The 12,832-nt window shown below is 67.2% G+C and carries 9 protein-coding genes; 3 read left to right on the top strand and 6 right to left on the bottom strand.

Going from position 1 to position 12,832, the window contains the following annotated elements:
• Positions 1 to 105: 105 nt before the first annotated feature.
• Positions 106 to 2,055, bottom strand: a complete 1,950-nt coding sequence (locus U9J41_RS25855) for an aminotransferase class V-fold PLP-dependent enzyme (protein ID WP_322405041.1) — start codon at positions 2,053 to 2,055, stop codon at positions 106 to 108.
• 152 nt (positions 2,056 to 2,207) lie between these two features.
• On the opposite strand from U9J41_RS25855, the gene U9J41_RS25850 reads away from it, so the two are divergent.
• From U9J41_RS25850 to U9J41_RS25840, 3 genes are all read left to right on the top strand, one after another.
• The gene (locus tag U9J41_RS25850) at positions 2,208 to 2,693 is read left to right on the top strand and encodes an Lrp/AsnC family transcriptional regulator (RefSeq protein WP_322405040.1); all 486 of its coding nucleotides are present in this window, start codon (positions 2,208 to 2,210) and stop codon (positions 2,691 to 2,693) included.
• Between the two features lie 65 nt (positions 2,694 to 2,758).
• Positions 2,759 to 3,892, top strand: a complete 1,134-nt coding sequence (locus tag U9J41_RS25845) for a branched-chain amino acid ABC transporter substrate-binding protein (RefSeq protein WP_322405039.1) — start codon at positions 2,759 to 2,761, stop codon at positions 3,890 to 3,892.
• A gap of 114 nt (positions 3,893 to 4,006) precedes the next feature.
• On the top strand, positions 4,007 to 5,836 hold the full coding sequence (locus U9J41_RS25840; RefSeq protein WP_322405038.1) for a DUF885 domain-containing protein: 1,830 nt from the start codon (positions 4,007 to 4,009) through the stop codon (positions 5,834 to 5,836).
• Between the two features lie 38 nt (positions 5,837 to 5,874).
• On the opposite strand, the gene U9J41_RS25835 is transcribed toward U9J41_RS25840, so the two are convergent.
• From U9J41_RS25835 to U9J41_RS25815, 5 genes are read right to left on the bottom strand one after another with little or no spacing between them, the layout of a single operon-like run.
• Positions 5,875 to 7,548, bottom strand: a complete 1,674-nt coding sequence (locus U9J41_RS25835; RefSeq protein WP_322405037.1) for a PQQ-dependent sugar dehydrogenase — start codon at positions 7,546 to 7,548, stop codon at positions 5,875 to 5,877.
• 30 nt (positions 7,549 to 7,578) lie between these two features.
• Entirely contained in the window at positions 7,579 to 9,267 is a 1,689-nt protein-coding gene (locus tag U9J41_RS25830; protein WP_322405036.1) for a M14 family zinc carboxypeptidase, read from the bottom strand.
• 60 nt (positions 9,268 to 9,327) lie between these two features.
• Positions 9,328 to 10,911: a sensor histidine kinase gene (locus U9J41_RS25825; RefSeq protein WP_322405035.1), complete on the bottom strand. Its 1,584-nt coding sequence runs from the start codon at positions 10,909 to 10,911 to the stop codon at positions 9,328 to 9,330.
• On the bottom strand, positions 10,908 to 11,885 hold the full coding sequence (locus U9J41_RS25820) for a hypothetical protein (protein ID WP_322405034.1): 978 nt from the start codon (positions 11,883 to 11,885) through the stop codon (positions 10,908 to 10,910). Before U9J41_RS25820 ends, U9J41_RS25825 begins: the two co-directional genes overlap by 4 nt.
• A 44-nt stretch (positions 11,886 to 11,929) precedes the next feature.
• Positions 11,930 to 12,580, bottom strand: a complete 651-nt coding sequence (locus tag U9J41_RS25815) for a response regulator (protein WP_229412640.1) — start codon at positions 12,578 to 12,580, stop codon at positions 11,930 to 11,932.
• Positions 12,581 to 12,832: the final 252 nt, after the last annotated feature.

The following is a 12,832-nucleotide window of genomic DNA, read 5'->3' as shown; positions in this document are numbered from 1 at the left end:
TCGGGTGAGAGCGAAAAGACTCGAGGGCGCACGGCTTTTGCCATGCTAAGAGATCATGTGCCTGCAAACTGTGCGGTAGCGAACACAGGTTGACAATCGGTATGTTCAGGCCAGCGCGAGACCGCCGACCAGGGTCCACGCCTGCGCATGCCCGGCCCGGCGCAGGCATTGGGCCGCCTTCGCGCTGCGATTGCCGCTGCGGCACACGAATACGACGGGACGCGCCGGTTCGGACAACCACGCCGCCACATGCTCGGCCAGGCGCGACAACGGCACGTTGCGCGCCGCGCGGCCGTGCAATGTCACCGCGCCGGCCGCCGCCTCGACGCTTTCGCGCACATCGACGAGCAGCGCGTCCGCGTGGCGGCGCAGGAACCCTTCCAGCGCTTCCGGATGCAGCTGCCAGGCCGCACCGGCATCGCGTTCGCGTTCGCGTTCGCGTTCGCGTCCGCATGGCGCGGCCAGCGTGGCGCAGGCCATGCCATCGACGTCGGCGCCGTGGCACTGGACGGCACCCGCGGGCGCGATGCGCGTCAGGCGCTCGGGGTCGACGGCGCCGAAGACGTGGCGCACGTTCGTGCGCGGCAGGCGGCCCGCGTCCGCGGCGCCCAGCAGGTAGCCGTCCGGCACACGGGCCAGCACGGCGCCGCCGATGGCAATGCAGGGTGCATGACTGCCGTCGTCCAGCGCGACGGCGGCGCAATCCGCGTCGAATTCCCGCACGCGCAGGCCGGCGTCGCGCACGAGCGCGGCGATGCGGTCCGCCTGTCCGCGCGGCGGATCGAGCACGACGCAGCTTGCGGCATCGAACACGATCCAGCCGTGCCGCCCTTCGCCGCTGACCTGCATGACGCCGGGATGCCCGCCGCCGAGTGGCGATGCGCGCAGCGCCGCGCCGCAGCGGCGGATACGCGCGCAGGCGGCGTCGATGAAGGCGTCGTCCGCGAGCGGCCCGATCGACAGGCGCACGGCGGCCCCGCTGCGCGCCAAGGGCAGGCCCATCGCGTCCAGCACATAACTGGGCGTGGATTTGGCGGCGGAACAGGCCGAACCCGCGCTGACGCGCACGCCGGCCGCGTCGAACAGGTCGAGCAGGTCCTTGCCGGACACGCCGGGCACGGAGAAATTCAGGGTGGTCGGCAAGGTGTGTTCGAACGGTGCGTTGAACGCGATGGCGGGAAAGGCGTCGCGCAGCGCGGCGGCCAGCCGGTCGCGCATGGCCGCCAGTTCGGCGTGGCCGCGGAACGTCGTCCCCTCTTCCAGCGCGGCCAGCACGGCGCCGAGGGCGGCGATGCCGGCCATGTTCTCGGTGCCGGACCGCTGTCCGCCTTCCTGGCCGCCGCCGATCATCAGCGGCGTGCAGGGCGCCCCGTCGCGCACGTACAGCATGCCGATGCCCTTCGGCGCATGCAGCTTGTGGCCGGAGAACGGCGCGTAATCGATGCGCGTGTCCGCCAGGGCGAGCGGCAGCTTGCCCAGCGCCTGCACGCAATCGACCATCCAGTAGGCCTTCGATCCGCCCTCGCGCAGCACGCGCGCGATGCCGTCGAGGTCGGAGATCGCCCCCGTCTCGTTGTTGGCCGCCATCGTGCAGACCATGGCGGCGCGCGGCGCCAGGTCGCGCAGGACGTCGAGGCGGTGGCGTCCCGTGGCGTCGACGGGCAGCGGCTGCAACGTCAGGCCGGTGCCGAGCAGGCGGTTCCAGTGCGCGAGGCTTTCCGGCACGGCCTTGTGCTCGGTGGCGCCGTAGACCAGCAGGTCGCCGCAGACCTCTCCGGCCGCGCGGCGTTCGCGCACGGCGACGAGCGCGGACAGCACGGCGGTCTGGATGCCTTCCGTGGCGCCGCTCGTGAACAGCACCCGTCCCGGCCCGGCGCCGAGCACGCGGCGCGCGCGGGCGCGGGTCGTGTCGAGGATGCGTCTGGCGCGCAGGCCGGTGGCGTGGCTGCTGCTCGGATTGCCGAACGAGGCCTGCATCGCGTCGACGGCGGCGGCGATGGCGGAAGGCAGGACCGGCGAAGTGGCGTTTGCGTCGAGGTAGATGTCGGGGGCCATGAAATAATTGCTAAAAGTCCAAAAATAAATGCGCCATGAGCGCGATTGTTGAGTAATATGTTACGGTTTAGTGCCGAAAATGACGTACTAAAGAATCTTTTCTTTTTCCTGGGCTGAAGAACGAACATTCTAGATACCGCGACATGGACAAGATGAATTCACTCGACAAATACGACTGCGCGATTTTGGCAGCCCTGCAGGCGGACGCGACACTGTCGATCTCCGGCTTGAGCGAGAAAGTCGGGCTGTCCAGCACCCCGTGCTGGAAACGGGTCAAGCGCCTGGAAGAAGAGGGATACATCGAAAGCCGGGTCAGCATCGTCAACCGGAACAAGGTCGGCCTGCCCGTCACCGTGTTCGTCAGCGTGCGCACCAACGAGCACGACGAAAAATGGCTGGAGCGCTTCGCCGCCGCCGTCGTCGCGCTGCCCGAAGTCCTGGAATTCCACCGCATGAGCGGCGACGTCGATTACCTGCTCAAGGTCGTCACCACCGACATCGACGGCTACGACCGCTTCTACAAAAAACTGATCAGGACAGCCCAGCTGTCCGGCGTCTCCTCCGCGTTCTCGATGGAGCAGATCAAGTGCACCACCGCGCTGCCGCTGGAACTGATCTCGCACGGGCTGCCGGCCTGACCTGTTTGCACGCCACGACTATCATGCGATGATGGCGACCGTTGCACAACAACGGAGACATACACATGGCATCAACGATGAAAACCGTGGCGCTGGCGGCGATCCTGCTGGCGACCGGTACCTCCGCGCTCGCCCAGGACCAGGTCGTGCGCATCGGCGTGAGCGGCCCGCTGTCGGGCGCCAATGCCTTCGCCGGCAAGGATGACGAGAACGGCGTGCGCCTCGCGGTCGAGGAACTCAACGCGCACAAGCCCAAGGTGGGCGCCAGGACCCTGAAATTCGAACTGCTGTCCGAAGACGACCAGGGCGATCCGAAATCGGGCGTGAACGTCGCGCAGAAATTCGCCGACGCCGGCGTCAAGTTCGTGCTCGGCCCGTACAACTCGGGCGTGGCGATTCCCGCCGCGCGCGTCTACAACGATGCCGGCATCCTGATGTCCACCGTGGGCACGAGCCCCAAGATCACCCAGTCGCGCTACCCGAACGTATTCCGTATCGTCGCCAGCGATGCGCAGGTGGGCGCGTCGATGGCGGCGTACGCCGCCAGGGCACTGAAACTCAAGACGGTCGGCGTGATCGACGACCGCACCGCGTTCGGCCAGGGCATCGCCGACGAATTCGCGAAGCAGGCGCGCGCCGCCGGCGTTGCCGTCGCCGGCCGCGAGTTCACCAACGACAAGGCGAGCGACTTTTCCGCCATCCTCACCGCGTTCCGCGCGAAAAAGGTCGACGCCATCTTCTTCGGCGGCTATGCGCCGCAGGCCGCCCCGATGGCGCGCCAGATGAAGCAGCTCGGCATGGCGAACGTGCGCCTGCTGGGCGGCGACACGCTGTGCAGCCCGGAGATGGCCAAGCTGGGCGGTGACGCCGTCGGCGCCAACGTGATGTGCGCGCAGGCCGGCGCGATGCTCGACAAGCAGGCCGGCGGCCCCGCGTTCAAAGCCCGCTACAGGCAGCGCTTCCAGCACGACCCGGACGTGTACGCGCCCGCATTCTACGACCAGACGATGTTCATCGCCCGCGCCATGCAGGCCGCGAACACGACGGACGCCGCCGCCGTCGGCAAGCAGCTGCACACGATGACTTACCAGGGCGTGTCCGGCACCTATGGCTACGATGCGAACGGCAACCTGAGGAAGACGGCCGTCACGGTCTATACCTTCAAGGGCGGCCAGCTGGCGCCGCTGGCCAATTATTGAATCCCGGTAGGGTGGGCGGCCCTGCCCACGCGTGACGTACGCGATCCGCGAACGTTCGCGCGGGCACCGTGTGCCCACCCGCATTTCTTTCATCTCCACCAAGCAGACACACATATGAAACCGATCCTCAAATTGGGCACCATCGCCGCCGCCTGCCTCATCGCCTGCGCGCCGGCCATCGCCGACAACGCCGCCAAGCCCGCGGCCACCGCCGGCGCCACGAACGCCGCCCCAACCGCCGCCACCACCGCCGAATCGAAAAAGCTGAACAAGCTGGCCGACGAATACTGGGACGCGCAGGCGCGCTTCGATCCCATCTCCGCCGGCGAGAGCGGCGACAACCGCTTCGCCGACCAGATCGGGATGTCGATCGCGCCGCAGAACCGCGCGCACCAGTTCGCGCTGTACAAGGACTACCTCAAGCGCCTGCACACGATCCGCCGCGACGGCCTCGCCCAGCGCGACCAGACCAGCTACGACATCCTCGACTACGAACTGAAGACCGCGCTGCGCTTCGAGCCGTTCCCCGAGCACCTGCTGCCGCTGAACCAGATGGACGCGCTGCCCGTCACGCTCGCGAACTACAGCAGCGGCCAGCAGGCGCAGTCGCTGGCGACCGTGAAGGATTACCAGGCCTATCTGAGCCGCCTGAACCAGCTCGGTCCGTGGATCGACCAGGCCATCGCCAACATGCGCGAAGGGATGAAGCGCGGCGTCGTGCAGCCGAAGGCGATCATGGCAGCCGCCCTGCCCCAGTTCAAGCAACTGGTGGCGACCAAGGCCGAGGACAGCATCTATTACACGCCGGTGAAGCACTTCCCGGCGGGATTCTCCGATGCCGACAAGAAGACGCTGACCGCGAGCTATCGCAGCACCATCGATAGCAAGCTCGATCCGGCGTTGAAGCGCCTGGCCGACTTCATCGAGCACGATTACCTGCCGGCCTGCCGCACGAGCACCGGCTGGAGCGCGCTGCCGCACGGGATGGACTGGTATCTCGCGCGCGTCGCCAGCCAGACGACGACCGACCTGCAACCGGAACAGATCCACCAGATCGGCCTCAAGGAAGTCGCGCGCATCCAGGGCGAATACGCGCGCATCGGTCCGAAGATGGGCTACAACGGTCCGGCGGCCGGGCTGCCGGTGTGGGTCTCGCAACAGGCGAAGTACAAGCCGTTCAAGACCGAGGGCGAGATCATCGACGTCTACCGCAAGCTGAACGCGCAGCTGCAGACCAAGCTGCCGGCGCTGTTCTCGCTGCGTCCGAAGACGCCGCTCGACCTGCGCCTGGAACCGGAACTGTCGCGCGCGACGGCCTCCGACCACTACACGCCGCCGGCCGCGGACGGCTCGCGTCCGGGCGTGTTCTGGTCCGTCGTGAACGATCCGACGCAGTACGGCAGCACCGGCATGGTCACCCTGTTCCTGCACGAGGGCCAGCCGGGCCACCACTTCCACATCGCGCTGATGCAGGAACTGCACCTGCCGAACTTCCGCAAGTTCGGCGGCAACAACGCGTTTACCGAAGGCTGGGCTCTGTACGCCGAGACGCTGGGCACGGAGATGGGCCTGTACGACAAGCCGGAAGACTGGTTCGGCCACCTGAACGACGAAATGCTGCGCGCCGTGCGCCTCGTCGTCGACACCGGCATGCACGCGAAAGGCTGGACGCGCGAGCAGTCGATCCAGTACATGCGCGAGACGCTGGGCTATCCGGAATCGCTCGCACGCAGCGAGACCGAGCGCTACATGGCATGGCCGGGCCAGGCGCTGGGCTACAAGATCGGCGCCCTCAAGATCCAGGAACTGCGCGCCCGCGCGGAGAAGGCGCTCGGGCCGAAATTCAGCCTGCCGAAATTCCACGCGATCGTGCTGGGTGAAGGCACGCTGCCGCTGGCACTGCTGGAGAAGAAGGTGGATCGCTGGATCGCTGAGACCAGGTAAAGCGCGTGGGGTGGGCACAGGGTGCCCACCCCACGGCATCATTTGTCGGGTACGATCCGCCACATGACGCCGCCGCCGTCATCGACGACCAGCAACGCCCCATCCGCCGCCACCGTCACCGCGGCCGGACGTCCCCACACGTCGCGGTCGGACAGCACCATGCCGGTCATGAAATCCTGGTACTGGCCCGTCGGCGCGCCGTTCTTCATCATCACGCGCACGACCTTGTAGCCGGTACGGATGCCGCGGTTCCACGAGCCGTGCAGCGCGAGGAAGATGTCGCCGTCGTACTCTTTCGGGAACGCGTGCCGCGCGCCTGCCGGGGCGTGGTACACCGTCATGCCCAGCGGCGCGGAGTGCGCCTGGATCAGCGTGTCGGGCACCGTGACCTTGTCCTTCAGGTCCGGTCGGATGCCCTTCAGGCGCGGGTCTTCGTGCGCGCCCAGGTAGTACCACGGCCAGCCGTAGAAGCCGCCGCGTTTGACGCGCGTGACGTAGTCGGGCGGCAGGTTGTCGCCCAGTTCGTCGCGCTCGTTGACGCTGCAATACAGGTCGCCCGTGTCCGGATGCACGAACATGCCGACGCAGTTGCGCAGGCCGTTGGCATGGTTGCGGCGGTGCTTGCCGTCGGGGTCGAACGCGAGCACGGTGGCGCGGTCGGTCTCTTCGCCCCACGCGGCGCCCATGCCGTGTTCCGACTCCCATTGCGCCAGCGGCTGCGGCGGTTTGCTGCCGATGCCCTGCGCGACGTTGGTGGCCGAGCCGACCGACACGAACAAGGTTTTTCCATCCTGCGAAAACGCCAGCGTGCGCGTGATGTGGTTGCCCATGCCGTCGACGAGCTTATCGACGATCGTCTCGTCCTTCCCCTTCGCCTTCAGGTCGCCCGTCGCGTACGGAAAACGCACGACGGAATTCGCGTTCGCCACGTACAGGTAGGTCGGATTCGCGGCCGGCCACAACGCGAGGCCGTATGGGCGCGACAGGCCGGTCGCGAACACGCTGCTCGAGGCCACCTTGTCGCCATCGCTGCCCAGGCGCAGGATGCGGACTTCGCCCTTGCCCGAGTCGGCCAGGATGATGTCGCCGTTCGGCGCGCGCAGCGCATAGCGCGCCTTGCCGGTTTCCGCCAGCATGCTCACCTTGAAGCCTTTCGGCACGGCCGGCAGCGCGCCGTCCGGACGCTTCGCGAGCTTGGGGCCATTCCCCGCGCTCTCGCTGGCGAACGGCGCGACCAGCTGGCCGACCGTGATGTGGTGCACGTCGCCCGGCTTGTCGTCGGTCCAGGCGCCGGCGCGTTCGCCGGTCGCTGCCTTCGGCGCGGCCGGGGCGGCCGTCTTGCCGCTCTGCGCCGCGAGATAGTCGATCACGGCGGCGCGCTGCTTCGCATCGGCGATCGCGACCGGCATCGCGGTACCCGGCACGTCCTTGCCCGGGTCGCGCAGGAAGATGTCGAGTTCCGCGCGCGTCCACGTCTTGCCGGCGGCGCCGGCCTTCGCCAGCGCGTCGGTATAGTTATAGCCCGGCGCCGCCGCGGCCTTGCGGCCGACGACGTTGAACAGCGGCGGCCCCGCGCGCGAGCCCATGGCGGCATCGGCCGTGTGGCAGCTGGCGCAGTTTTGCGCGAAATAGGTCTGGCCGGCGGATGGCGCGGCCGTTGCCATCGATGCGGCACCCAGCAGTGCCAGCGCGGCGGCAATCTTGTTATGCATGTTTCCCCTCCCGTGGGCAGTTCAGTCGATTCAGTCGATCATGAAGACCGGATAGCGGCGCCACTCCGGCTCGCGCCAGCGCGCGCAGTTGGCGAAAATGAAGTCGAGCACCGCGCCCTGGTCCCGCAGCAGGTCGGGGTGCGCGGCCTTCCACGCGTCGAACTGCGCCGCGAGTTCGGGCTCGGCGGCCAGCATGCGCTCGGCCTCGTCCTCGAACACGTAATCCGAATACGCTTCCTTCTTTTCCAGCACGCTGTTGAAGAAGCCCCAGCGGAAGAAGCTGTCGTGGGCCTGCGGTTCCAGCGTCTCGACGGCGTAGCGGGCCTGGTCCTGCGCCAGCGGGACGATGTAGTCGCCGGCGCGGATGACGACCGTCTCGCGCACGCGCTCCAGCTGCACGTCGTCGTGGAACATGTGTCCCTCGTACGCGTGCGCCCGCGACGCTACTTCCGCGATGCGGTACGCGGACACCTCCTGCGTATGCTCCGCATCGACGCGTTCGAGCTTGACGCCGTTCCAGCGCAGGCGCTCGATCGCTTCGCGCCACTGCTGCGGCACGACGTAGGCCTTGGGCGCCGGGACGACGACGTCGGCCGGGAAGCGGTTGTAGTGTGCGATGTCGCGCTCGAACGGTTCGTTGCGGTCGTAGTAGAGGCGCTGGTAGTCGCCCAGCACGCTCGCCTTGTACTTGGCCGCATAACCCTTGAAGCGGAAGGTGGACGGATGCGCCTCGTCCATCGCCCAGTGCACTGGCCATTCGCGGCGCGTGCGGCCGGCCGCGCGCGCGGCATGGCGCAGCGCGACGATCTTGTCGCCGTTCGCGACGGTGAAGTCCAGCGCCGTCTCGACCAGCGCGCGCATCGAGTGGTAACGGTCGGCGAACGGTTTCAGCATGTGCGTTTCCGGCATGAAGCCGATCGTGTCGTGCAGCGCCGCGTAGCCCGTCGAGAAGCGCGCCGTCTCGAGGAAGTCGGCGATGCCCTCGTCGGGGCTCGTCTTGACCGGGTTCACGTACGGGCACATGGGCCAGCCGCGCTTGTCCATGTCCGCGTACATCGCGGGGAGCATGGTGTCGCGCAGGAAGGCGCCGAGATCTCCGCCCAATTTGTCGGCCTGGGTCGGGATCAGGGTCATCGTGTAGCTGTAGTCGGCGCCGTTGGACGTGTGCGTGTCGACCATCACGTCCGGGTCCCATTCCGTGAACAGTTTATTGAATGTCTGCGCCGTCAGCGTGTCGCACTTGACGAAGTCGCGGTTCAGGTCGAGGTGGCGGCTATTGCCGCGAAAGCCGAACGCTTCCGGGCCGTCCTGGTTCACCCGCGACGTATTGGCGCGGTTAAAGGCGCCGTCCACGTTGTACAGCGGGACGAACAGGAACACGGTGCGACCCAGCGCGGCCAGGCGGTCCGGCTGCTGGCAAAAGTCGCGCACGAGCGCCATGCACGCATCGACACCTTCCGGTTCGCCCGGATGGATGCCGTTGTTGTTGAAGAAGACGGGACGTTGCGCCGCCTTGATCTGCGCGCGGTCGAACACGCCGTCGGCCGAGATGACGCCGGCGTGGATCGGCACGCCCGCGTCGGAGGTCCCGACCACGGAAAAGCGCAGCACCTGGGGATATTGGTGCGCGAGGTTCTCGTACCAGGCGATGCAATCGGACCAGGTCGTGGTCTGATTCTGGTTGCCCTTCTCGAAAGGCGTCTGCAATGCGTTGAGCATGATGGTTGTTTGCTAGCGAGTGGAAGACTGAGGTCGCTACTGTACCCCAGAAGACTGCTTTCAGGCAGTCGCCACGTCGTTCAGCGGCAGGGTGATGGCGACGAGGGTGCCCTCGCCGGGGCGCGACTGCATGTGGATGCTGCCGCCGAGGGCGAACACGCGCTCGCGCATGCCGATGATGCCGATGCCTTCCGACGCCACGGCCGGATCGAAGCCTTCACCGTCGTCCTGCACTTCGATGTGCAGCGCCCCGTCCTCGTCCGACAGCGTGAGGCTGACGCGCGCGAAGCCGGCTTCCGAGTGCTTCATGATGTTCGACAGCGCTTCCTGCACGATGCGGTAGGCGGAAATCGCCAGCTCGTTGCCGATCTTCGAGAAGTCGCCCTGCGATTCGAATTCGAAGTGCACGCCGGAGCTGCTGCGGTAGTGGCTGACCATCTCCTCGACGGCGCCGTGCAGGCCGAGCATGTCCAGCACTTCTGGACGCAGGCGGCGCACCAGGCGGCGGCCGTTCGCGTACAGGTCCAGCGCGAGCTTGGTGATGGCCTGGGCCTTGGCGCGCACCTGGTCGATCTCCTCGCTCGGCGTGGCCTTGGCCGCGAGCTGCTGGATCGTCTGCGATTCCAGGCGCACCGCGATCAGCGATGCGTTCAGTTCATCGTGGATCTCGACCGCGATGGATTTCCGCTCGTCCTCGATGATGCTGTTGACCTTCTGGATCAGCTTGCGCTTGTCGGCGTCGGCGCGCAGCGCCTCGTTGCGCGACGCGAGCAGGTCGCGCGTGCGCTCGGCCACCTTGTTTTCCAGGTCCTGCTTCGACTGGTCCAGCGCCACCGACATGTCGCCGATCGACGCCTGCAGCTCGCCCACCTCGCCGCCCGTCGTGACGGGCAGCTGCACGCGGTAGTTGCCGCCGCGGATGCGCCGCAGCACGGAGATCGCCTCGCGCAGCGGCACCGTCAGGCTGCGCGCCAGGATGTACGCGAGCGCGCCGCTCGCGGCCAGCGCCAGCGCGGCCATCGCCAGCTCGACGCGGAAGCGGTGCAGCTGCTTGGCCAGCATGTTCGTGGGCGACATCGTCACGCGCACGAGGCCCACGACCTCCGTCGTCAGCGTGGGCGGACGCGTGTCGCTGGAGGCGGAGACGTGCGGCGTGCCATTGTCCGAGAACAGGTTGAACCACACGACCTGCTTGTGGATCGCGGCCTCGAACGAGCGGCTCTCCGCCACGATCGGGTATTCGGACGCGACGGACACTGGGGTCTGGCCGTTCATGTCGACGACCTCGATACGGTACACGCTGCTGTCCGACTGCACGAGGCCATTGATCGTCAGGCGCAGGTCCGACAGGTTGCCGGAAATGACGTTGTATTCGCTGGTCTCCGCGAGCGCGCGAGCGAGGATGCGGCCGCGCTCCGCCAGCTCCTCGTCGACCTGGGCGCGGTGCGCGTACCAGGAATACGAGACGAAGGACGTGAACAGCAGGGTCACGGGCAGCATCGTGATGAAGGCCATGCGCAGGCCGATGCTCCAGCCGCGCCAGAATTGCAGGGCGCCGGGCCGCAGCTTCGCGGGCCGCAGCGTCGACGACCGCAGGGCGGCCGCGCGCAGCGACGCGTCGCGCAGGGCGGTCGGCCGCTTCATGGCTGGTGCGCCGGCATGGGCCGGGCGAAGTTGCGCACGTTGTCCGGCACCTCGACGTCGAGCGAGTGCGCGACGCCCTCGTTGACGATGGTGTGGAAGTAGCGCGGGAACTGGGGTGCCGGCAGCTCGCCGCCGGCCACGTAGCCGGCCACGATCTCGGCCAGCTGCGCATTGATGTCCTCGACCTCGGAATACGTCGTCGCCAGCGCGCCGGCCTTCACCATGTCGGCCGAGAAGCCGATCACGCCCTGCTTGTGGCGGTAGGTCGCGAGCAGGATGTTGCGGAAGTTTTCCGGGGTGTAGACGACGCTGTCGGGCAGCGCCAGCAGCACGTCGGTCTGGGCGATCTGGCCCAGCAGGCGGTTGATGTCCTCGTCCGGTTCGGCCTGCAGCACGTTCACGTGCTCGTTTTCCAGGATCGGCTTGAGGAACGCGGTGTCCGGACCGAGGATGGCGGCCACGCGCACGGGACGCCGGTACAGCAGGGCCACGAGGCGCAGCTGGTCGTCCGGCGCCGGTTCGGCATACACGGCCGTGAACGAGGCGGCGCGCGCCGCCGGCAAGGTGCCGACGATGGAGCGCACGACCTGGCTCGACGTGAACGTGGAAATGACGACGCAGTCGCAGCGGCGCTGCGCGACCTCGCGCAACGCGGCCGGGCCGACGGTCACATACAGCATGCGCCGGTGCTGGGCCAGCTCGGTGCGGAACACGGCGAACACGGGCACGAGGCGGCGCACCATGTCGTCCACGATGCGGCGCGTGATGGCGCTGTCGTCGGTCGTGACGATCTGGTAGCGGTAGCCCTGCACGGGTTCCGGCCTGATCTCGTGCGTGGTGGTGGCGTGCGCGGTCGCGGTCAGCGCCAGGGCGGCCAGAAACAGGCCGCGCCGGATGCGCGCGCGGCAACCGGATCCCCGCCTGCGCGGGGACGACGCTCGATACCCGTCGCTCCCGCGCAAGCGGAAGCCCAAGTTTGCAAACCGGATCACGGACGACAGCACGGCGACGAAACGGTTCAGGGCTCGATCAAGCCGTGCTTGACCGCGAGCTTGGTGATGTACGCCTGCCGGTGCACCCCCAGCTTTTCCTTCACGGACTGGCTGATGTTGCTGATGGTCTTGGTCGACAGGTTGAGGCGCTCGGCGATCTCCATATTGGTGAGACCTTCGGCCATCAGCTTGAAGATCTCCAGGCTGCGCTCGTCCAGCTGCGATTGCGGCGAAACGTCGCCGCGCACGGCCAGGCTGGCCAGGCGCTCCGCGATCTGCGGCAGGAAGTACAGCTTGCCCGCATGCGCGTGGCGCACGGCGTCGGCCAGGTCGGCCGGGTCGCAATCCTTGGTCACGAAGGCGTGCGCGCCCAGGCGGTAGGTTTCCTTGATCAGGCTGTCCTGGTCGAACTGGCTGAGGAACACGATCTTTGCCTTGGGGTCGTTCCTGAGGATGTTCTGCGCCGCGTCCATCCCCGTCAGCTCGGTGCCGAAGCGGATGTCGAGCACCGCCACGTCCGGCCGGAATTCCGCATACATCGCGGCCGCTTCGCTCGGGCTCTTGGCCTGGCCTACCACTTCCATTCCCTGCGCCGACAGCGACAGCGCGAACCCGGTCATCACGATCGGGTGGTCGTCCGCCAGCATCACGCGGATCGGCTTTTGCTCTTTCTGCACGTTTGATTCTCCAGGCTACCTCTGCTTTCAGGCGAAAGCACAAAGACGATTATTCCACACAACAGCAACGGGCGCGAGGCGGGTTGCGACCATTTTCCGACAGGACCGGACGGGGACGTCGCACAAGTGGAATTACAAACTGCTACGAAATCGCTTTACGCATTGCTATGACATAGCATATATTGATTCCGTTCGTTGGATTTTACGCTTCACTCCGATTTACGTCCGGCAATGCCGGCAACAACAACAAGG

It is taken from the genome of Massilia luteola (assembly GCF_034420155.1).
Classification (GTDB): domain Bacteria; phylum Pseudomonadota; class Gammaproteobacteria; order Burkholderiales; family Burkholderiaceae_D; genus Telluria; species Telluria luteola.
Note: the sequence above shows the minus strand (reverse complement) of the source record. Positions and strands in the feature narration are given on the sequence as shown.